This window comes from Pseudoalteromonas galatheae, from assembly GCF_005886105.2.
Classification (GTDB): Bacteria; Pseudomonadota; Gammaproteobacteria; order Enterobacterales; family Alteromonadaceae; genus Pseudoalteromonas; species Pseudoalteromonas galatheae.
This window is the reverse complement of the sequence record NZ_PNCO02000001.1, coordinates 2320496-2343138: the sequence shown is the minus strand read 5'-3', so window position 1 is coordinate 2343138 and position 22643 is coordinate 2320496. Positions and strand designations below refer to the sequence as shown.

General features: G+C 42.2%; 17 protein-coding genes. 11 read left to right on the top strand and 6 right to left on the bottom strand.

The features are described 5' to 3' along the window. Positions 1-93: 93 nt before the first annotated feature. Both pdxJ and CWC29_RS10235 read left to right on the top strand, forming a co-directional pair. Positions 94-828, top strand: a complete 735-nt coding sequence (gene pdxJ, locus CWC29_RS10240) for a pyridoxine 5'-phosphate synthase (protein WP_138523147.1) — start codon at positions 94-96, stop codon at positions 826-828. A gap of 346 nt (positions 829-1174) precedes the next feature. Then, entirely contained in the window at positions 1175-3229 is a 2055-nt protein-coding gene (locus tag CWC29_RS10235) for a TonB-dependent receptor (protein WP_138523144.1), read from the top strand. A 49-nt stretch (positions 3230-3278) separates the two neighbouring features. Here the strand turns inward: CWC29_RS10235 and dapD are convergent, their stop codons facing one another. After that, positions 3279-4106 carry a 2,3,4,5-tetrahydropyridine-2,6-dicarboxylate N-succinyltransferase gene (gene dapD / locus CWC29_RS10230; RefSeq protein ID WP_138523142.1) on the bottom strand — a complete coding sequence of 276 codons (828 nt, stop codon included), beginning with the start codon at positions 4104-4106 and terminating at the stop codon, positions 3279-3281. A 10-nt stretch (positions 4107-4116) separates the two neighbouring features. Further along, positions 4117-6735 carry a [protein-PII] uridylyltransferase gene (glnD, locus tag CWC29_RS10225; protein ID WP_128726451.1) on the bottom strand — a complete coding sequence of 873 codons (2619 nt, stop codon included), beginning with the start codon at positions 6733-6735 and terminating at the stop codon, positions 4117-4119. Between the two features lie 253 nt (positions 6736-6988). Between glnD and CWC29_RS10220 the strand changes: the two genes are divergently transcribed. The 5 genes from CWC29_RS10220 to CWC29_RS10200 all read left to right on the top strand — a co-directional run bounded on the left by CWC29_RS10220 (position 6989) and on the right by CWC29_RS10200 (position 13483). After that, positions 6989-8077 (top strand): efflux RND transporter periplasmic adaptor subunit, encoded by a 1089-nt coding sequence (locus CWC29_RS10220; protein WP_138523140.1) that lies wholly within the window; start codon positions 6989-6991, stop codon positions 8075-8077. Positions 8078-8096: 19 nt separating this feature from the next. Beyond that, the gene (locus tag CWC29_RS10215; protein WP_138523138.1) at positions 8097-11225 is read left to right on the top strand and encodes an efflux RND transporter permease subunit; all 3129 of its coding nucleotides are present in this window, start codon (positions 8097-8099) and stop codon (positions 11223-11225) included. Further along, positions 11222-11824 (top strand): TetR/AcrR family transcriptional regulator, encoded by a 603-nt coding sequence (locus tag CWC29_RS10210; RefSeq protein ID WP_128726454.1) that lies wholly within the window; start codon positions 11222-11224, stop codon positions 11822-11824. Before CWC29_RS10215 ends, CWC29_RS10210 begins: the two co-directional genes overlap by 4 nt. 188 nt (positions 11825-12012) lie before the next feature. Next, positions 12013-12840, top strand: a complete 828-nt coding sequence (locus CWC29_RS10205; RefSeq protein WP_235956559.1) for a sulfite exporter TauE/SafE family protein — start codon at positions 12013-12015, stop codon at positions 12838-12840. Positions 12841-12868: 28 nt separating this feature from the next. Then, complete coding sequence (locus CWC29_RS10200) at positions 12869-13483, top strand: TetR/AcrR family transcriptional regulator (protein WP_138523136.1); 615 nt, start codon at positions 12869-12871, stop codon at positions 13481-13483. A gap of 53 nt (positions 13484-13536) precedes the next feature. Here CWC29_RS10200 and CWC29_RS10195 read toward each other — a convergent pair whose 3' ends face one another. Continuing rightward, positions 13537-14772, bottom strand: coding sequence for an NAD(P)/FAD-dependent oxidoreductase (locus CWC29_RS10195; protein WP_128726457.1), 1236 nt, complete (start codon positions 14770-14772; stop codon positions 13537-13539). Positions 14773-14785: 13 nt separating this feature from the next. Then, positions 14786-15106: a 2Fe-2S iron-sulfur cluster-binding protein gene (locus CWC29_RS10190; protein ID WP_128726458.1), complete on the bottom strand. Its 321-nt coding sequence runs from the start codon at positions 15104-15106 to the stop codon at positions 14786-14788. Between the two features lie 169 nt (positions 15107-15275). Here CWC29_RS10190 and CWC29_RS10185 point away from each other — a divergent pair, with 169 nt between their 5' ends. From CWC29_RS10185 to CWC29_RS10170, 4 genes are read left to right on the top strand one after another with little or no spacing between them, the layout of a single operon-like run. Then, positions 15276-16349, top strand: a complete 1074-nt coding sequence (locus CWC29_RS10185) for an alpha/beta fold hydrolase (protein WP_161568678.1) — start codon at positions 15276-15278, stop codon at positions 16347-16349. Next, positions 16349-17569 (top strand): NAD(P)/FAD-dependent oxidoreductase, encoded by a 1221-nt coding sequence (locus CWC29_RS10180; RefSeq protein ID WP_128726460.1) that lies wholly within the window; start codon positions 16349-16351, stop codon positions 17567-17569. Before CWC29_RS10185 ends, CWC29_RS10180 begins: the two co-directional genes overlap by 1 nt. A 44-nt stretch (positions 17570-17613) precedes the next feature. Further along, on the top strand, positions 17614-18756 hold the full coding sequence (locus CWC29_RS10175; RefSeq protein WP_128726461.1) for an acyl-CoA dehydrogenase family protein: 1143 nt from the start codon (positions 17614-17616) through the stop codon (positions 18754-18756). Continuing rightward, positions 18753-20243 carry an amino acid adenylation domain-containing protein gene (locus CWC29_RS10170; RefSeq protein ID WP_138523134.1) on the top strand — a complete coding sequence of 497 codons (1491 nt, stop codon included), beginning with the start codon at positions 18753-18755 and terminating at the stop codon, positions 20241-20243. Before CWC29_RS10175 ends, CWC29_RS10170 begins: the two co-directional genes overlap by 4 nt. Before the next feature lie 163 nt (positions 20244-20406). Here CWC29_RS10170 and CWC29_RS10165 read toward each other — a convergent pair whose 3' ends face one another. Next, the gene (locus CWC29_RS10165) at positions 20407-21054 is read right to left on the bottom strand and encodes a response regulator transcription factor (protein ID WP_128726463.1); all 648 of its coding nucleotides are present in this window, start codon (positions 21052-21054) and stop codon (positions 20407-20409) included. Positions 21055-21647: 593 nt separating this feature from the next. Next, complete coding sequence (map, locus tag CWC29_RS10160) at positions 21648-22439, bottom strand: type I methionyl aminopeptidase (protein ID WP_045964223.1); 792 nt, start codon at positions 22437-22439, stop codon at positions 21648-21650. Between the last annotated feature and the right edge of the window lie 204 nt (positions 22440-22643).

Sequence of the window (22643 nt, the reverse complement as noted above, 5' to 3'; positions counted from 1 at the left end):
TACCAATTTGATCAAAATTATAAATCGAAAAATTGGTATCGCAGTAATAAGTGGATTAACCACTTGCTACGTCATATTATCAAGGGATAAACGATGAAAGATATTTTACTCGGCGTCAACGTAGACCATATTGCAACACTTCGTCAGGCGCGTGGCACTAGCTATCCAGATCCTGCACATGCAGCAGCAGTAGCTGAGCACGCAGGTGCTGACGGCATTACTATTCACCTACGTGAAGACCGTCGCCATATTCAAGATCGTGATGTTTACGTGATGGCAAAAACCATCCAAACACGTATGAATCTAGAAATCGCAGTAACTGATGAAATGCTCGACATCGCTTGCGAAGTAAAACCAGAATATGTTTGCTTAGTGCCAGAAAAACGCGAAGAGTTAACGACGGAAGGTGGCTTAGACGTTGCGGGTAATCTAGATAGGATCACAGCGGCAACTCAGCGTCTAGCTGATGCAGGTATCAAAGTAAGCTTGTTCATCGACGCGGACAAAAAGCAGCTAGATGCTGCAAAGCAAACCGGTGCGCCTTACATTGAGATCCACACTGGTGCTTATGCGGATGCTGAGAGCGACACCGAAATGAGCGCTGAACTTGAACGCATTCGTGAAGGCGTTAAGTATGCTCATGGCTTAGGTCTTATTGTCAATGCAGGCCATGGTTTGCATTATCATAATGTTAAACCGATTGCACAAATGCCAGAAATCTACGAACTTAACATCGGTCATGCTATTGTTGCTCGAGCGGCAATTGATGGACTTGAAAAGGCTGTACGAGATATGAAGCGTTTGATGTTAGAGGCAAGACAGGCATAACGCTTAGTGGTAAAGAAAACGAAAGGGCTGTGTAGCCCTTTCTTTTTGCCTTGTAATCGAGTTAGGGCCTGTTTACCTTTCAAGTTTGTTTTTGCAGCAGTTTGATTGGTATTTGTACAAGGCAGAGCCTGCGTAGCATAGTTATTCTATGTGAGTCAGGCGAGAACACAGTAGAAATGCTAATCAAGCGCTGCCCTTTGGGTTCACCTGAGTGGGCTTTGTTCATTGTTGCTCAACTTTTGCCTAGATTACTAGGCGGCAAGTCGAGCGTCGCGACCAAAATACACTCAGGAGAACAAAAATCAAACAGCAAAGATCAACAGGCCCTAATACAATAGGTATCAAAATGAAAAAAATGGTGTTGGTCTTTGCAAGTTGTGCCCTTGCACCACAACTTAGCGAAGCGACAGAGAACAACGAATTTGAAATCATCACTACTACGGCATCCAGGTTAGCTGAGACGGTAGGAGAGCGCCCTGTAAGCCTCTCTTTGCTCACGGAAGCTCAGTTAGATGACATAGGCGTCACGCATATCGAAAAAGCGTTGAGGCTTGTTGCTGGTGCAAATATACAACATGGTAATGGTCAAGAGTATCTACCTGCATTGCGCTCACAAGTGCTATCTGGTGCAGGCGCATGTGGCGGCATTTTAATGGCTGAAGATGGTATTGCACTCAGAGCCGCAGGTTTTTGTAATATCAATGAACTATTTGAATCGCACTATGAAGCGGCAGAGCGTATTGAAGTGCTAAAAGGGCCAAATAGCGTGTTGTATGGCTCTAATGCGGTGCACGGAGTGGTTAATGTGATCACTTCAAATAATATTCAAAAAGCACCTAGGGTTGCACTAGATATCGGCTCCTATGGTTATAGCCGAACTCGGATACAAGCTGGCGATAATGCCCTTGGCTTGGGCGCCGCGTTCACCCTTACAAAAGATACGGGTTATCGTGACGATGAAAGCGTTGAGCAACAAAAGTTGAGCGTCAAACACCAATATGAAGGCGAGAAGATTGGTGTCGTATCTGGAATGACATACACCCACTTAGATCAGCAAACTGCGGGTTATGTAACAGGAGTGGATAGTTATAAAAATAAGCAATTGGCGAAGCAAAACGAAAACCCTGAAGCATTTAGAAAGGCGGAGTCATTTAGAGCTTGGACAGAAATAACCGGGTACTTTGACGATAGCAACACTGTGCTGATAAAACCTTATGTTCGCTGGCAAGAGATGGAATTTGTTAAGCATTTCTTGCCGGGTAAGCCGTTTGAAGAAAATGGTCAAACTGGTGTGGGGCTGCAAACGCTTATACACACTGAATTAGGTGACTCAATACAACTAGATTGGGGAGTGGATACGGAGTATACCCAAGGCGAGATGTTGCAGTATCAGCCTACGCCGACTGAAGGCTCTGCATTTTTGCGTTCAACTATTCCCACAGGAAAGCATTACGACTATGAAGTAGATGCGATGCAACTCGCGCCTTTTGCAAATCTCAGTTGGCGACAAGGTAACTGGTTAGTTGAACTGGGCGCTCGTTTTGAGTCAATGAGATACGATTATCGCAACTTTTTGCCTACTGGGCGTACTAAAGAAGATGGCTCAGTATGTGCAATGGGAGGATGTCGTTATAGTCGCCCAGCCAGTGGCAAAGATAGCTTTGCTTATTTTTCACCAAAATTTGGCCTAAGCTATGCGTTCACTGAGCGACATATTGCCTATGCTAACGTGTCTCAAGGTTATCGTGCGCCACAAACTGCTGAGCTTTACCAATTGCAGCGAGCGCAGTTAAAAGCCTCGCTAGAGGAGGAAAAGGCGGATAATATCGAGCTTGGACTAAAGGGGAGAGCAGATAGTCTTGGTTATCAGATCGCGATTTATGATATGAAAAAAGAAAATTTGATCTTCCGAGATAGTGACTTTTTCTATATCAACGATGGTCGCTCAAGGCACCGAGGTGTGGAGTTGGAGCTGAGTTATTCATTCTCAGCACATTGGCAACTAGATCTCGCCGCAACCCATGCTAAGCATACTTATGAACAAGATAATATTCTTAGTGGTATCAATATTAATGGCAACGATCTAGATTCAGCACCAAGGAACATCTTTAACGCCCAATTATACTGGCAAGCACTAGATAACCTCAGTTGGTCTTTAGCTTGGCATCATGTAGGAGAGTATTTTACTGACCCCGAAAATCTTCATCGTTATTCTGGTCACGATGTACTGAGCTTACGAGGAAAGTGGCAGGTAAATCCGCATTTGGCGTTGACGATGAGAGTGAAAAATCTAACCGACGAACGCTACGCTGAGCGTGCCGATTACACTTCATTTAGTGGTGAAAGGTACTTTCCAGGAAGACCAAGAAACATTCTAGTGTCATTGGACTACCGCTGGTAACACATGAAAAAGGGAGCAGAAAGCTCCCTTTTCGAAACTGTCGTGACAATTAGTCGTCTAGTGAGCGAAGTAGTGCATTGATCCCAACTTTTTCGCGAGTTTGCTGATCTACTTTTTTCACAATAATTGCTGCATACAGGCTATGAGATCCATCTTTACTTGGGAGTGAACCTGGCACTACCACAGCACCGGCTGGCACACGACCATAATGGATTTCACCAGTCTCACGGTCATAAATACGAGTGCTTTGTGAAATATAGACACCCATGGAGATGACCGCACCTTCTTCAACAATCACACCTTCGACGATTTCAGAACGCGCACCGATGAAACAGTTATCTTCAATAATCGTTGGATTGGCTTGTAACGGCTCTAATACGCCACCAATGCCCACACCGCCAGATAGGTGTACGTTTTTACCGATCTGTGCACAAGAGCCTACGGTTGCCCAAGTGTCTACCATAGTGCCTTCATCAACATATGCACCAATATTAACGTAGGACGGCATAAGTACCACGTTCTTACCGACAAAGCTGCCCTGACGTGCTACCGCGTTTGGTACCACGCGCATACCACCTTGTTGGAACTGCTCTGGCGTGTAGTCTGAGAATTTTAATGGTACTTTGTCATAAAACTGGTTAACACCATCGCTCATTGGTTGGTTGTCACGAATTCTAAAAGACAGCAGCACCGCCTTTTTCAACCATTGATGTACAACCCACTCATCGCTAACTTTTTCCGCAACACGCGCCGCACCTGAATCTAGCATTTCTAACGCGTTGACAATCGCTTGTTTTACTTCGTCTGATACCGTGGTTGGGGTGATGGTATCGCGGTTTTCCCATGCGGTTTCAATAGTCGTTTTTAAATCAGACATAAATTCCTCGTTAATCTGTTTCAGCATTTAATTTCTTGAGTAGAGCACGGTGAAGCTCGGCTTTTTGGACTTCATCTAGTGCCTTGTAATCTTTGTTTGAGACGACGAAAAAGTCTTCTGCGCGTTCGCCGACGGTTGTAATGCGCGCGGCATGAATATGTAGTGAATAGGCCTGAAATACCTCAGCAATTTTAGTCAGCAACCCCGGAATATCAATGGCCTGAATTTCAATAAGGCTACGGTTTGCTCTAGCATGAGGGCGTAAGATAATTTTTGGCCTAATATTAAAATCTTTAAACTTCTGTGAGCGATTCTTTTTTACTCTGATTTTCTTTTTTGGATCTTTTAGGAGCGTCTCTAAACCTCTTCTGATCCCCGCTGCACGACTGGTGCTGAGCGGATCGCCATTCACTTCTAGGATAACAAAGCTAAAGACAACATAGCCATCTTTTGTGGTCATGACCTGAGCATGCTGGATCTGTGCTTTTTTAGAGCCAATTACACTGACTAGTTTGGCGAATAGCGCCGATTCATAAGGACTGTATACGAATACTTGCGTCCCGCCATGCATAGGCTTGTCAGAGACGATCACACTTGGCTGACTTAAGTCATCAGATTTTAAAAGATGCTCAGTATGCCAAGAGATCTGCTGTTCGCTAAAAGCAGTAAAATAGTTAGCCTTAAAGCGTGACCAAATAAGGTCAATATACTCTTCGAAGTAACCTAAATTAATCAGCCGTTGCTTGGCTTGACGTTTCTTATCACGGATCTGATCGCGCATATCCATTGGATTTTCAAGGCCCAAGCGCAGTGCCCGCTGAGTATGCAAATACAGTTCGCGTAAGAGGGTGTTTTTCCAGTCGTTCCAGAGATTGTCGTTGGTTGCACGAATGTCGGCAACCGTTAAGCAATAGAGATAATCTAGCTGACGCTCGTTTTTCACTTTTTGTGCAAATTCAGCAATAACATCGGGGTCGTTAATATCTTTACGCTGGGCTGTGACAGACATCAGTAGGTGATTTTGCACCAGCCATGCGACAAGCTTCGCATCCGACGACGTAAAGCCGTGCATTTTGGTAAATGCCATGGCGTCAACTGCGCCAAGCTCGGAATGGTCGCCACCTCGACCTTTGGCAATATCGTGAAAGATCCCAGCTAAGTAAAGTAGTTCTGGCTTGTCCATGCGGGCAACAATCTCAGAACAAATAGGGAACTCGCTAATATGCTCTTTATCGAAATAGCGGTAGATGTTATTGATGAGCTTATGGGTATGTTCATCCACTGTATACGCGTGAAATAGGTCGAACTGCATTTGACCAAAAATATTACGCCACTGCGGTAAATAGGCGGCGATGATCCCGTGTTTGTGCATCAGCGTAAACGCTCGGCCCATGCCGTTGGGGTGTTTCAATAACCTTAAAAAAGCATCACGACAGCCTGCGTAATCTTGTAGATCACCTAATAAACGGCGTCTTACTTGGCGCATGGTACGGATGGTACTTGGGTCAATGTGAGTGATTTTAGGGTTGTCCGCAATATGCTCAAAGAGGACAAACAAATTCTCTCGACGAAAAAAGACCGAAGGATTTTTAACGCGAATTTTATTGCCAATACGCTCAAAGTTTCTGTCGAGTGGCACGGCTTCTTGTTCCAACTGCTCGGGAAGAATGCTTTGTTCGAAATAGGAGAGCAGCATCTGGTTCATTTCGCGCACTCGGCTCATGATCCTAAATAAGCGTTTCATCATGCGCTCGACCGAGGCTTTACCCTCAGAGCCAAAACCGAGGAGCTCAGCGGCATGTGGTTGATGGTCAAACAGTAAACGGTTCTCACTGCGACCAGCAGCCAGATGTAGCGCAAAGCGAATGTTCCACAGGTTTTCTATGCACTCTAACAGCTCTTGATATTCTTCATGGGTCAAGTATCCGTGATTGATCAACTCTTCCAAAGTTTCAGCGCGAAAGTGCTTTTTAGCGACCCAAAAAATGGTTTGCAGATCGCGAAGGCCACCGGGGTTTTCTTTAATATTAGGCTCAAGGTTATAGGCGGTACCGTGGCATTTTTTATGGCGAATATTCTGCTCGTTGACCTTGGCGATAAAAAAGTCACTAGATTGCCAAATTGGGGTTTCAACGATATGTCGTTTGAGGTGTTCATACTCAATGTGGTTACCACAAATTAGGCGGCTTTCTAGCAGACTTGTGGCAAAGTGAACGTCATTTTGTTTTTGTTCTAGGACTTGTTCATGAGTTCTTACGCTATGACCAATATCTAGACCTAAATCCCATAGATAAGTGACAAAACGCTCCAAACAGCTGGTTACTTCTTCACAGGGAGGCGATTTGGTCAGCACCAAAAAGTCGATATCAGAGAAAGGATGCAATTCACCGCGGCCATAACCACCTACGGCGATGAGAGATAAGTCTGGTTGGTGCGCCAATCCGGTTTCATTAAACAGTTTAATCAACAACCGGTCGATAAATTCGGCTCGAGAGTTAATTAAATTTCTAACGGGTTGCTTGGCAAATTGATTGCTTAACCATTTGTAGAAAAAAGCAAGACAATCACGGTAATCGGTAAGTTCTTGTGCTTCATCAAGAAGCGTCTTCACTTTGTTCGGTAATGCCACTTAGGATCCTGTGTCATGCGCGCAAATCAGTAGAACCCCGTTTTACACTAAATAGATAAGAATTGCGAGTGACGAAAAAGAGATGATCAAAGTTTGCTCATTTGCCTGTACGAAATTTAAAAACGTTCTATTTGCAAATTAAACTAAACCGTATAGTATAGTTTTGTGTTCGTTAAATTTGAGTCGTGTCGCTACAGCAAATCTTCCCACAATTTGCGATAGGGAATTTACTTACGAGGGTGAGGTATGGATTATGTATTTATTTAGAATAAGTAGTTGTGTTTTAGCTGGTTTTTTAACTCTACAGACACTAGGATGCGGAAGTGCAGCACCAAGTAAGGAAAATACTGAGAAAAAGCCGCAGGTGAGTATTACGCGAGTTGACCGTGGCAAAGATTATATTGAGCAATCGTATCTTGGGTATGTTCGAGCTCATGATCGTGGTGAGCTGAGCTTTGAAGGAAGAGGGAAAATCGTATCGTTAGACTTGGACATCGGAGATAGCTTTGCAAAAGGTGATGTGCTTTCTCGACTAGACTCTGTTACGTCTAAACTTGCTCTTAAAGAAGCCGAGGCGAGTCTAAATCAGGCGAGATACGATTTAGAAAATGCAAAGATTGAATTCGAGCGCAGAAAAGCGCTGAGCAAGCGCTCTTTGGTTTCGGATACCGAAGTTGACCTTTGGAAGTTGAAGGTTGATAGTGCATTTGCCCAAGTTAACTTGCTGGAGGCTAAGCGAGATACGGCTAAAAAAGGCTTGGCCGATACGCAGATCATTGCGCCTTTCGACGGTAGTGTGACAGGAAAGTTCGCTCAAAAAAACCAGCATGTTTCAGCTAATCAAGCCGTTTTGTCTGTGAAATCGGACAATACTACATTGGAAGTACTAACGCGGATCCCATATCAACACGTTAATCAAATTAAGGTAGGTCAGCAGGTATCTATGTATACCTTAGAGAAAAACCTACTCTCAGGTGTTATTAAGAGTATCAATCGTCAAGCCAGTGCTAATGGCTTAATTGAGGCGCTTATCATATTGGATAATAAGTTCACGGATCTTGTTGTTCCAGGCGCGCCAGTCAATGTGTCGTTCAGTATAAGAAACGCTAGAAATAACTATTCGATACCCATTGCTGCACTCTATCGCGATACCCGCAATAATCATTTTGTTTGGCTTCTAGATCCAAAAACACAAACAGTATTTAAGAAGGTTGTACTTATCGAGCGGATCCGCAGTGGTCGGGTATTTGTTAGCGGTGACTTAGATGAAAATAGCAATATTGTCATGCATGGTGGGCAGGGACTTGCGAACGGGCAAGTTGTCGAATTAGTCAATTCATAGCGTAAGAGAGACTTAAATTATGTCCATTTCAGTATTCGCTTATAAGCAACGTTCTTTGATACTTACTTCTGTGTTATTAGCAATGTGTTTTGGTATTTTTAGCTTCTTTAGTTTACCTGCTAGAGAAGATCCTGAGGTGATAATCAGAGAAGCGGTGATCTCGACAAGTTTCCCAAATATGAAAGCGGAAGATGTAGAAAGGCTAGTAACCAGACCACTAGAAGCTGCGATTGTCACGTTACCTGAGCTAGATGAAGTGAGATCTTCATCGATGGATGGCCTGTCGATTATTCACGCCAAGGTTGAAGATAAATATAGCAAACTCGATCAAATATGGGATGAACTGGCTGAAGCGGTAGAGTTTGCGAGTCGCAGCCTACCACAAGGTGCACATAAACCAATCGTTAATGATGACTTTGGTGATGTTGCGGTGATGACCTTTGCGCTGACATCAAAATCAATGGCACTAGACGATATATATGATGTTGCACAAAGTATCAGAGATAGGCTCGTGTTCATTGAAGGTACTCGTCGCGTTGGTTTACATGGTAGTCCCGAAGAGGTTTTTTACATTGATTTTAACGATGCTGCCCTAGAGGCATTTGGATTGACCAAAGGGGTCGTCTCGCAAATTATCAGAAAGAACAATAATTATGAAGCCATTGGCGCTGTTAATACTAACGAATACTCGATTCTCGTCAGTGCGAACCTGGGCTTAGACACGGAAGACAAGTTACTGCGATTACCCATTTTGATTCGCGATAAAAGTAATACAACGCCACATGGTATTATTACATTAGGTGATGTTGCTACTGTTACAAAAACCACAAAAAGTCCTTATCAGCAAGCCGCTTTCTTTGACGGCTCACGAGCCGTCGTACTGTCTGTTGTTATGCAGCCTGAACAGAGTGTCATTAACTATACAAGACGTCTTGATGAAGCATTAAGTGATATTCGCAAAAATTTATCACCAGAAATCGCACTTAACATCGTATCCAAGCAAAGCGTCGAAGTTGAAAAAGCGGTGTATGGGGTATCTATAAACGTTTTGCAAACCCTATTTATTGTTCTTGCCGTAGTAATGCTGTTTTTAGGTGTGCGAATGGGGTTAATTGTTGGTGCTATCGTTCCATGTGTAATGCTTGCGACACTTGCTGTGATGGGAATGTTTGAAATGCAGTTGGAACGTATGAGCCTTGCGACTTTGGTGATTGCTCTTGGATTACTGGTCGACAATGGGATTGTCGTTGCCGAGCAATTTAAACGGCGCTATGAAGAACATAAAGATAAATATCGAGCACTTGCTGAAGTTGGGAAAGAGCTTGCTCTGCCGTTACTTTCTTCCACAGCTACCACTGTGATTGTGTTTATTCCTTTGATGATGGCAGAACATGGTGCTGGCGAGTTCACACGTAATATCTCGCTTGTTGTATTGATTTCTTTGGGGATTTCCTGGCTTTTGGCCATGACAGTGACACCGACTATGTGCTATTTGTTTGTCTCCAATAAACCGACAAAGGAAACGGCAATTACCGCCGTCTTTACTAAATTAGAAATAAAGTATCGAGCTACACTGGTCTACGCGCTAAACCATAAAAAATGGGTAATCTTCGGCGCTATCGCATTGTTTGCCGTAGGTATAAAACTAATCGCATCGACACCTAAACAGTTTTTCCCATCAAGTGATCGCCATCAGCTATTGGCTTATGTTAATACACCTGCTGGCAGCTCTACCTTAGTCACTGAAGCCGCAATCACAGAGTTAACAGAAGCATTAGGTGATGAAGGTGCGTTTCCTCACGTTAATCATGTTATGGCGTATATTGGATTTGGAGGACCTAGGTTTATATTTTCTCTCGCGCCTTTAGACCCTGCTAGTAATGTTGGTTTTTTATTGATTGATGTTAAGTCACGCGAAGCGGTAGATGAGACGTTGACACAGTTGAGAAAAGTGGCAGGGATCTTACTGCCTGATGTAAAGTTTAGAGTGTCAGGTATGTTTACTGGACCTTCGGATCCCACCGTGCTGCAAGTGCAATACAAAGGGCCGGACTATGCTCAGGTATTTAATGGTTCGCAGCAAGTGATAAAGCTATTTGAAGGGTACCCAGATATGATCCATATTTGGTCAAACTGGTTCAATTTATCGACGAGAGCGAATATCAGTGTTAACAAAATACTCGCCGAGCAAGCTGGTATTTCCGAAGCTCAAGTACTGACAACTATTTCTCAGTTTTTGAATGGCACGGTTGTTTCTGTATCTAGGCAGGATGATGATAATGTTCCTGTGGTTCTTCGAGGTGCAGAACACTTAGATGTAGTGGCTTTAAAAGCGGAAACCATTATTTCGCCCATTTCAGGGGAGCCTATACCGCTGGAGCAACTTATCAATATAAATTACGAGACAGGATTTCCCGTGATTGAAAAAGAAGATGGTGTACCTACAGTCACAATTGAAGGGAGAAACCTGAAATACTCTCCAGAAGATCTCGCACCGAAGATGCAAAAACAGATCACTGAGTTAAACAAGCATTTACCAGAGGGCTACTCGATTGAGTTTGATGGGATCATTGCTGACTCTAAGAAAGGGAAAGCGGCTTTGGCTGCTAATTTTCCATTGGCTTTGTGTATCATAGTGTTGATTTTAATTTCTCAATTTGGTGGATTCAGACGACCCTTTGTTATATTGCTGACAATACCGTTGGTTGTATTCGGCGCTGGCAGCGGTTTGAAAATGATGGGTGGAGAGTTCGGTTTTATTGTTATTTTAGGTTTGTTGGCATTGGCTGGCATAATCATCAACAATGCAATTGTATTGATTGACCGAGCTGATATAGAGCGTAAACGCAGTGACATTTCGTTCAGAGATGCTCTGGTAGAGGCATCAAGCGTCAGAATGAGGCCTATTTTGATTACTTCAATAACGACTATAGTTGGATTGCTACCGCTTATCGTCGCAAATGATGTACTCTTCTTCTCCATGGCGACTGCAATTGCGTTTGGTTTAGGGATAGGGACCCCATTAACCTTATTCGTGATCCCCGTCTTGTATGAAATCTTAACACGCAAAGAAAAAGCACAAGATACAGAGAGCCAGATCGACTTTAACGAGCAACAGCTCACACCACCAAGAGAAGAAAATATTTGAGTACTCGAGCAGAAAAGAAAGATAAAGCTATCAAAGACGCAGCAACTCGGCTTTTTATAGAAAATGGACTGGATAGAGTTTCTGTGGATGATATTGCAAAAGAAGCGAAAGTGAGCAAACCAACCATCTATTCTAGGTATAAAACGAAAGAAAAGTTGTTTGTTGCGATTTTGAGTAGTGAGTGCGAAAAGCAAATTGAAAAGATGTTTGAGCCACGGGCCGAAGATCAAACGTTGGATGAATTCATCAACGCGAAAGTGACTGAATATCTAACGTTCATAACGGATCCTTGGTATGTTAACTTACTTAGGAATGCTATTTATTATTCGGGGTACTTTGATGAGGTTGGGGAGGCGTTCTTAGTATATGGTCCTCATAAAGGGGTATCTAAGCTCGCAAGTTCACTGGCGATAGAAATTAAAGCGGGTTGCTTGAAGCAAGTTGATCCAACGTATGCAGCTGAATTTATTATCTCCCGGGCGAAAAGTACCAGTTTTTTTAACGCAATCTTGGCTCGACCTATAGAGAATATAGATGAACAGATAAGTTCGGAAGCAGAAAAAATAACAGCTGAATTTTTAGTTTTATTTGAATTTTAAATTAAATTTTTGAGCTTTTATAATTATCTATCTAATATGGTCCGAATTGACTATTCTATATTTGATTTTATCGTGTAGTGTTTATTAAATAAATACCAACTCCTTTAAATTTAAATATGATTTACTTAACTAAGCTATATAGGGCAAGTTTCTTGCCCTTGTATTTTACTCTCTTAGTCTATTTGTCTTTGATTTGGATACAAGGCTTTAACTCTGCACTATTTCAAATTGTGAATGAGTTTCAGATTGCATTAACTATGGTATTTGGCTCTTTCGTTGCTGGTGGAACTGCGCTTGGTGGTGGGGCTGTCGCATTTCCCATCATGACCAAAGTACTCAACATTGAGCCTCATACCGCTAAGGTGTTTTCATTGGCTATTCAGAGTTTTGGGATGACCGCGGCGGCGCTAACTATTGTATGCCGAGGGATCCCGTTCTATGGTCGAGAGGTCTTAGTCGCATTGCCTATGTCGGCGGTCGGTGTTGCGGTTAGTTTAATCTTAATTACCCCGGTAGTTGAGGGCGCAATAGTAAAGGCGATATTTAGTTTTTTACTTCTATGTTTTGCGATCACAATGATCTACAGAATAAGACGTAAAATGCACCACCAAGGCACTTGCTTAACAATCAATCCAGAAAAGCGATATATCACAGCCATTGCGTTTATTGGTGGTATCGCCAGTGGGCTGGTGGGGTCTGGTTCAGATATAATATTATTCGCATTTTTGGTTGTTTTTTGTAACGCAGATTTGAAAAAAGCAACAGCTACGTCTGTAATAGTGATGGCCTTTACTTCGGTTTTGGGTAGTGTTATAAATGCGTGGTATTTAGATGTTATTGATCATCAGATTCAAGGATATCTTTTAGCAGCCATTCCCGTAGTTGTTGTCGGCGCACCACTAGGTGCATATGTTTGCTCAAAAATTAGCGTTGGGCAACTAGTTAGCTTTTTACTTGTATTAATTGCAGCTGAAGTCGGTTCAACAAGTTATCATATTTATCTACAGTATCACTAGTTTTATAATAAAAATAAGATATTAACTTATGAAATATATAAAAAAAGGTCGTCCTGTTGACGGTGAAAGGCAAAACAGGCAAAGAAACAAGTTAATTATTGCTGGAAAAACGTTACTGGATAAAAAGCCGTATAGTAAGATTACAATAAGAGACATTGCGAATGAAGCTCAGCTAAACTCTGCGATGATTAAATATTATTTCGGCAGTAAAGAGAACCTTTTTATCTCAGTAGTTGAAAGTTTATCGGCCCCTTTGCTCACTAAGCTTGAGAAGATTGAAGAAGAAGAAAGACCGTTGTATGAATTTATTATATCAGTAAGCGAAATTTTGAAGTTTAATCCAGCGGTCGTCTCTATCTTGAAAGAAGAAGTCATGTTTAAGTCTACACCACTAAGTTATGCTTTTATTAATGCCTTTCCAGGTAAGGTTTCTGAATTACTACCTAAGCTTATTATTGCTGAGACCTCTATTAAAGATGAAAAAAAAGCTGGGCTTGCTGCATTCAACCTAGTTTCTTTAATTATTTCTCCTTTTTTACTTGATGATATCAGAACGAATGTTTGGAATATTAATGATAGTCAGATCTTTGGAAAAGAGTGGGCAGACTATATTTATAACTTATTTTTAAACGGCGCAAAGTAATACTTTTTCTGGATGCCAGCAAGGTAGCATCCAGTATTGTTAGACTTAAAATATCAAGCGTGTAACGGCGTATCTTGTATAGCAATAGGGGTCGCTGTATTCGATAACCGCTGTAGAGAAATATTTATATTTTCTCTTAAGATTTTCTTAGCAGCTTGGAAATCGCTTGGACAATTAATGCAGGTTACAGCAATCAATTTGTTAGCCTTTACATACCAGTAACTCTTGCTATCTGAACTGTATGCTCGCTCTACTACAGCGTCATACTCTTGATATAGCCCAGCAATTTGTAGTTTGCAATCATAGATATCAGACCAAAACCATGGCACTTGCCTTTGTGGCTGAGCTGTTCCACAAATACTGGCTACTGCTATTTTTGCTTGCTGAACTGCATTAGGCACGGATTCTATGGCAGTTACCTCACCGCTGAAAGGTTCTATAGCTAAGGTGCAGTCGCCCGCGGCATAAATATTAGGTGCTGCAGTTTGGCATTGGTCGTTGACCAACACTCTGCCGCATTTTGTAATTAACCCTGCTTTATCTGCCAGATCTGAATTAGCATGAGCACCAATCCCAACAACAACCAAATCTGCTGGAAAACTACTCCCATCATCACAGATAACAGACTCCACTTTGCCATTTCCAGCTAATGATACAACTGCTTTATTGGTGAGGATCGTCACGCCTTTGGAGGCATGTAAGGTGGTTACGTAGCTCGCTATTGGCTCAGCTGCAATACGGTTTAACACGCGTTCATTACGCTCTAGAATAGTAACTTGATGTCCCAACTTTTTGAACGAGGCAGCGGTTTCTAAACCTATATATCCACCACCAATCATAACGATATTCTTTTTATTTTGTTCGTAATTTACCTGCTTAGCGATCTGCTCGATATCACCAAGTGTTCTGATCGAAAATACGTTTGCTAACTCAGCACCTGGCAGTGTTAGTTTTCTTGGAGAAGCACCTGTACAGAGGATCAGTTTATCGTACGATAATGTATCTCCTGAGCTGAGCTTGATGGTGTTTTCGTCGGGTATTACATCGACAACAAAAGATTCTAACTTAATATCAATATTTGCTTTTGTATAGGCTGCCGGCGGTTTAATGTAAAGTCGTTTCAGTGGTGATTCACCAGTCAAGAAGGTCTTGGAAAGAGGGGGGCGATGGTATGGAAGATAGCTCTCCGAACTGAGGATTAAAATTTCTCCCGTCCAGTTCCTTTTGCGCAGTTCAAAAGCGGCCTCAGCCCCTGCATGGCCACCTCCAACGATGATACACCTTTTCATGATTTTTCCTTTTTTAGTATTGAGACTCAGGCAAGGTAACGCTCAAGCCATGGTGTTCTTGAGTGATTTTTACTTGGCAACTAAGGCGACTAAATGCGGTTGTGTCGTTCACCAGTTCAAGCATTTGGCTTTCATTATTATCAGGCTGCGTGACTTTACCTGACCATTGTTCAGATAGATAACAATGGCATGTTGCGCAGCTTCCGGAGCCACCGCATTCACCCTCGATCCCTTCTACTAGATTCTCTATTGCAGCCTGCATAATCGACATTCCAGGTTCAACTTCAGTATCTATTGTTGAACCGTCGTGCTGTACAAATGTGATTTTTAGCATAATAACTCCATTTTTTAGTTTTGATATTTAGTTATATATAAGTTACGCATTGCTGGGGTTTTTCATATAGTCCGATCTAACTAATTTAATAGTCCTACTTAGCTATTTTTTTATTATCTTGTTTCTATATTGTTTGTGGGGACTTGTTTTTAAATTAATGGAGATTAAAGTGGAAAAAGAGCTGATCGATTTTATAAATAACGACCTTTTGGAAGGCGCCGCCCCCGATTTAGATGAAAATACGCCCTTGCTTGAATTAGGTATATTAAACTCATTATCAATGGTGCGTTTGCTTGCACATGTTGATCAAAAGTATGGTGCAAAGATCCCTGAAAATAATATAACACCAGTGCATTTTGAGAATATAAAGACGCTTTCGATGCTGATTAAATCACTATCAGGGATCGTTGAAACTGAGCGTGCAGCTGAAGTGTCCGAGCTAGAGCGCTTGGTTTGCTTACAAGAGAGTTATGGCATTCAGCGAGAGTTGATAGACACCGGTAACGGATTCAAACAGCACACCTTACGTGTTAAAGGTAAAGGTCCATTGTGGATTATGCTTCCAGCGCTTGGCAACCCATCAACATCTTGGTCTTCAACGCTACGCTCATTACAAGGTCGTCACAATGCCATTGCGCTTGATTTAGCTGGATTTGGACTAAGCCAAAGTAGCAACGATGCGCCTTCATATGTAGATCATGTGGAATTTACATTACAGTTTTTAGAAACATTAGAAGAGCAAGAATGGGTACTTGTCGCTAACTCCGCGGGCAGCATGATAGCGACTGAAATAGCTCGCCGCTATCCGGAGAAGGTGAAAGCGCTCGTATGTACAGGCTTTGGTTTGGTGGAAGACGTTGATAGTTGGTGGGGAGATCTCAAGAAGATGTCTTCAAACCCTGAGCAGTTTTTAGCTGCTGCATATTACCATCCACCAAAAATGACTCCTGCGCTGGAAGACCTACTAAATGATGTACTTTCTAGACCTGCTTATCACTCATTCCTCGACGAGTATGCGCGTAAATCAATGGCAACCACGTTCGACGGCGTTAAGGTACCAACTTTATTCATCGCTGGTAATCATGATCAGATTATTCCTCCAGAGTGGAGCGAAAAAGCAGCTGAAAAACTCGAAAATGCAACGGTGACACGCTTGTCTCGCTGTGGTCATTTCTCAGCGTCAGAGCGACCAGAAGAGTTTGTTTGGGTAGTTGAAGATTTCTTAAATAAGGTGGCTATGTAATGAACGGATTTACACATTATGACGTTGTAATAATTGGAAGTGGGCCTGCTGGGAGCCTATGTGGAATTGAATGCCGTAAGAAAGGCATGTCGGTCTTATGTATTGAAAAAGAGCAGTTTCCTCGTTTCCACATCGGTGAGTCGTTAACTGGTAATGCTGGGCAGATCATTCGTGACTTAGGCCTTGCAGATGCAATGGATGCTGCTGGATTTCCTGACAAACCCGGCGTAAACGTTATAGGCTCATTATCAAAAAATGAGTTCTTTATCCCAATTCTCGCGCCAACTTGGCAAGTGCGTCGCAGCGATTTTGACAATATGATCAAACAAAAGGCGGTTGAACACGGCGTTGAATATCAACTTGGTATGGTAACTGATGTTATTCGAGAAGGTGACAAGGTTGTTGGGGCTGTGTATAAAGCCGATGGCATTGAACATCAAGTAAGATCGAAGGTGCTAGTCGATGCGAGTGGACAAAACACCTTTCTTTCAAGAAAAGGCATTGCAGGAAAACGCCAGATTGAATTCTTCTCTCAGCAAATTGCTTCATTTGCGCATTATAAAGGGGTGGAAAGAGATTTACCGCCGTTTTCCACCAATACAACCATCCTATATTCAAAGCAATATCATTGGTCTTGGATCATTCCTATTTCTCCAGATACGGACAGCTTAGGAGTCGTTATACCGAAGGATCTCTATTATAAAGAGTGCAAAAACCCAGATGATGCAATCGAATGGGGCATGGAGCACATCAGCCCAGAGCTGAAGCGACGCTTCAAAAATGCCGAACGTCAAGGTGAGTCTCAGTCAATGGCTGACTTTTCTTACCGAATAGAACCATTTGTTGGTGATGGTTGGCTTTGCATTGGAGACGCACATAGATTCCTAGACCCTATTTTCTCCTACGGTGTTTCGTTCGCAATGAAAGAAGGGATTAGAGCTGCTGAAGCGATTGAACAGGTTGTTAATGGTCAAGACTGGAAAGCCCCTTTTTACGCTTATCGAGATTGGAGCAACGGAGGTCAACAAATCGCAGCAGATCTTATTCGCTACTTTTGGATTTACCCCATTTTCTTTGGCTATCAAATGCAAAACCCTGATCTTAGGGATGAAGTCATACGCTTATTGGGCGGTTGTTGTTTTGATTGTAAGGACTGGAAAGCGCCAGCTATTTTCAGAAATGCAATCGAAGAATACGACCGTAAACAGATGGCAAGTTAAGACTGAAGTCCAATAATTAAAAATAGGATAAGTGGGGAATACAAATGAATTTTGAATGGAATGAGGCGCAGCTGTCGCTATTTGAGCATGCTCTAAGTTATTCGTCAGAATTACGATCTACAAGCCATCAACCGGGCGAGTTTCCACTCGATTTATGGAAATCTTTAGGTGACTTCGGTTATTTTGGATTACCTGTTGATAGTGAATACTCACCTTGTGGATCGGGATTGGATATTTTAACCACAGTAAAGGTACTGGAGGGACTCGGACAAGGCGGCGCGGATACCGGCGTTTTGTTTGCCGGTGCTGCACATACCTTTGCTTGTGTCATGCCAATTTATGAGCATGGAAGCGAAGCGATTAAGCGGGAGTTATTACCTCTACTCACCTCTGGAGAAAAAATCGCGGCGAATGCTATTTCGGAAGCTGAAGCAGGTTCAGACATAGCAAAGTTAGCAACAACGGCGAGCCGAGAAGGTGATTATTACATCATCAAAGGCGCTAAGTCTTACGTGACTAACGGTAGTGTTGCTGATTATTTTATCGCCTATGCGACGACTAACGCTAAGTTTGGATATCTCGGACAAACTGCATTTGTTATCCCCGCTGATTTACCTGGTATAGAAGTTGGAAATAGCTACAAAAAACTGGGTTTGAACTCTGCTCAGTTGAATCAAGTTTTCTTTGATGAGGTTAAGGTACATAAGCGATATGTGCTCGGTGATGAGGGTCAAGGCGCTAGGATATTTGCAGCTTCAATGGATTGGGAGCGCTGTTGTTTATTTGCGTTGTTTATTGGCGTGATGCAGCGCGATTTAGATCTTTGCATCGAGTATGCAAATATGCGCAAACAAGGTGATAAGACGATCAGTAAGTTTCAAGCTGTTTCTCACCGTATCGCGGATATGGAGGTTAGGTTACAAAGTGCAAGGTTGCTGCTTTATTTTGCTGCATGGCAAAAATCAAAAGAGGTAGACAATACAAAAGCAGTGGCGACAAGCAAATTAGCCATCAGCGAAGCCTTTGTACAGTCTGGGCTAGATGTGATCCGTGTGCATGGAGCGCTTGGTTATTTGGACGAAGGTGGAGTGAATAGCAGTATTAAAGATGCACTTGGATCTGTGCTTTTCTCTGGTACATCAGATATTCAACGTGAACTAATTTGTAATAGGTTAGGTTTGTTATGAAAAATTTGAGTGAGGTTTTGCTAGCTGGAATGTCCGCAGCCGGAGAAAACAAAATAGCCGTTCATGATGGTCTATTAAGTATGGATTACGATGAATTATCCCAAGCTGTCTTCCATTTCGCAGGCCACTTGAGTAGCTTGGGGGTAAAGCCTGGTGATCGGATTGGCCTGTGGGTGGATAAGTCCTGTAGGGCACTAGCTGCGATGCTTGCGGTTACTCATATTGGCGCGATTTATGTACCGATAGATCCGGCAAACCCAATAAGGCGTGTTGAAGAAATAAGAAACGATTGTCAATTAAGTGTATTGATCACCTCAGCTGAGCAGCTAGATCAATGCACTCATGATGTATCAATTCAGTGTCGGGTGATTGTCCTTAACGAAGAATACTATGGCACTGCCGACTTTATCGCTTCGTTAACCTGTTGGAACGAAGCTATGAAGGCTGTTCCAACAGACAGCCCTGCGGTAGTCGACTATCAAGATGTCGCTTATATGTTATATACATCTGGTTCAACTGGAACGCCGAAAGGAGTGAAAATCACTCATGAGAATGCCTTAGCATTTATTAACTGGGCAAAGGCTAAACTAATGCCCAGTAAACAGGATAGATTTGCCAATCATGCACCTTGGCATTTCGATCTATCTGTATTTGATATCTATGTATCTTTATTGGCGGGTGCTAGCGTTCATCTCGTGTCTGAATTACTAAGTTACGTTCCAAAACAGCTAATTGATTTTATAGAGCAGCAGCAGATCACTGTCTGGTATTCAGTACCTACCGCTCTTAAGTTAATGCTCGAAGCTGAGCCGCTTTTCGCGGAGCGTTGCAAGTTGCTAACGACCGTGATTTTTGCAGGAGAGGCCTTTGAGGTTAAAGCGCTAAAAGTATTAAGGGCAGCATTACCCCAAGCTCGACTTTATAACTTTTATGGCCCAACAGAGACTAATGTTTGCACCTATTATGAAATAGGTGAGAATGTCCCAGAATTACTACCTATTGGCTTTTCAGCTAGCAATAGCATTATTACAATCAGGAATAATACTGGTGAAGAACTTGCGCAAGGTTTGCGAGGGTTCATCTGTGTATCAGGCCCTACAGTATTTGCTGGTTATTGGGGTAAACCAGCTCAGGAAAACCAATATTATAACACTGGTGACTTAGGCTACTACAATGAGTTTGGTGAACTAATGTATAACGGCCGAGAAGATCATATGGTGAAAGTAAAGGGCTACCGTATTCACTTAGGTGAGGTTGAGCATGCGATCAATAAGCATAAACATGTTGCAGAATGTGTTGTTGTTCTCAATGAAGACAAGCAGTTACACGCGCATATTACCATTAAAGATAAAGCGCCGACGCTGTTAGAGTTGAAAATGCATTGTGCTAAACTATTACCAAAGTACATGCTGGTTGATAGGCTTCAAGTTTGGTCTCAATTACCGTTAACTCGAAATGGCAAGTATGCTCGTCAAGAGCTAGCTTAATATCGGTTTTTTACGGGCGATGTTTTTAATCGCTTGGGCTGCTGAGAATGGCTAAAAGATATTACTGGCTTCAAGTGAGCAATACCTGTCTTGCTGTAATGAATGGTTGGTAGACCCTTATAGAGAGTCCCATTAAGTGTTTTTAGTGGGACTCATCGTTCAATTAATTGCATAAGGCTAAGGCTGCAGAGCGGTTAGGTGCGTTGAGCTTCTCAAGAATACGAGCAACATGGTTTTTAACTGTAAACTGACTGATCCCAAGTATAAGTCCAATTTCTCTATTTGTTTTTCCTGACGACATCCAGTTATACACTTCTTTTTCTCTCGCTGTAAGGGACTCTAGCGGATGATTCTGTGCCCATGTAGGCTCTAAGCTAGTGATATAGGCTTTGTGTAGGTAGGGGGTTATCAGGTCAATCAGATATGAAGCGGGTGTCAGTGTACTAGACAGACTATTTTGAAAAATGACAAGAGACATAAATGCAGCACTGGGGTCATCCTGCCCATATAGAGCAACGTCAGACAATATACTGTTGGTTCTGCAGACACTGCGTAGCTCTTCCAGTGCGAACTCGTCATCGTAAATTGCACTTTGTAGTTTTTTTACTAATTGATTACATGCAGAAACGTTCATATCTGAAATAATTCTTCTTTCTTTTTTCTTAATTAAAGCGATGTACAATCCCGCCGTATTCGCGAATGACATAACACTTTGGAACGTATCATGGTTGAAGTTTCTATATTTGGCAGCGGCTTTTAGTTGCACAATCGCGGACGTAACGACAATCAGCTCATTATTTGTATTTGACATTGTTGCTTTCCTTAACAGGTTGTTTCATTTTGTATTCAATGTTTGTTTTTTGTTTACCTAAAGTGATAATGGTCTTTTTTTTCACAATGGTCAAATTATTTAATCAATTGATTATTTATAGTGGGTAGCGATTAACTACATTGAATGTTGATTCAAAAAACATCGTTAGCTTTGCTTTGAACGCCAAGCGTGAAAATCAAAGGTGATTGGTGTTAAATTTATGATTTTAAATGTTTTTTACGGGTTTTTTGATTGAAGGGGTAAGGGTTTGGAGTAAGGAAGAGAATCTATGTTACGTGGCTATTATAGCCGTCAGAAATAGCGTTGAATATTGCCGAGTTAAATTGATAACTAATGTTAATAGCTATTTAGTGTAGATTTGATGACAATAGAGTAATTTATACCAGAATTACTTTAACAGTGACGGAATATGGATGTCCCATGAATATCTGTGATGCAAAATCACTTTGGTAAAAAATTGTACAAATGGTTTGGCTAACTTACTGATCTGTTTTGTGTGCGATGTCGTGGGAAAACGTTAATGTTAACGGAAATAGCCAGCTAAACAGCTGGCTTTGAAATTCACATTACAATTATGCTGAATGCGTAATAACGCGGTCAATCGTCTCATCATTACGTAGCGTCAAGATCTCAACGCCGTTATCGGTGACAAGCAGCGTGTGTTCCCACTGTGCCGAGAGGCTACGGTCTTTAGTGACTACAGTCCAATCGTCTTTTAGTAACTTACATTGGCGCTTACCTGCGTTAACCATAGGCTCGATAGTCAAACACATGCCGGCTTTAAGTACTTCGCCAGTGCCCGGCTTGCCGTAGTGCATTACCTGTGGCTCCTCATGGAACTCTTTACCAATACCGTGACCACAATATTCACGCACGATAGAGTAGTTAAAGCCTTCAGCATACTTTTGAATTGCAGCACCAATATCACCCAAGCGTACGCCCGGTTTTACCATTTTTATCGCGAGGTATAGACTCTCTTGCGTGATTTCGCTTAAGCGCTTACCTTGGATCGTTGGAGTACCGACGTAAAACATTTTTGACGTATCACCATGATAACCATCTTTGATCACAGTGATGTCGATATTGATAATGTCGCCTTCTTTTAGCGGTTTATCGTTCGGGATTCCGTGACAAATAACGTGGTTAACTGAGGTACAAATAGACTTCGGAAAGCCGTGATAATTTAACGGTGCAGGAACAGCGCCTTGCTCATCAACAATGTAATTGTGACAAATGGTGTTTAATTCGTCGGTGGTCACCCCTGGCTTAACGTACGGCTCGATCATTTCCAGTACTTCCGCGGCTAAACGCCCGGCAACACGCATTTTTTCGATTTCTTCAGGGGTTTTGATCACTGCACTCATTTAGACTCCAAGTCAATTTAGATGAACATTTATTATGCACAAATTTTACGCATAAGATTGAGTTAATTCTTTATATATGGTATAAAGCGCGCCGTCTTTTTACAAATAATTCTTCCTCACACGATGAGAATGAATGTTTGTAGTTAAGGCAACACACTTATTAATATTAACACACACACATATCGACACATACACTTGGGTGCA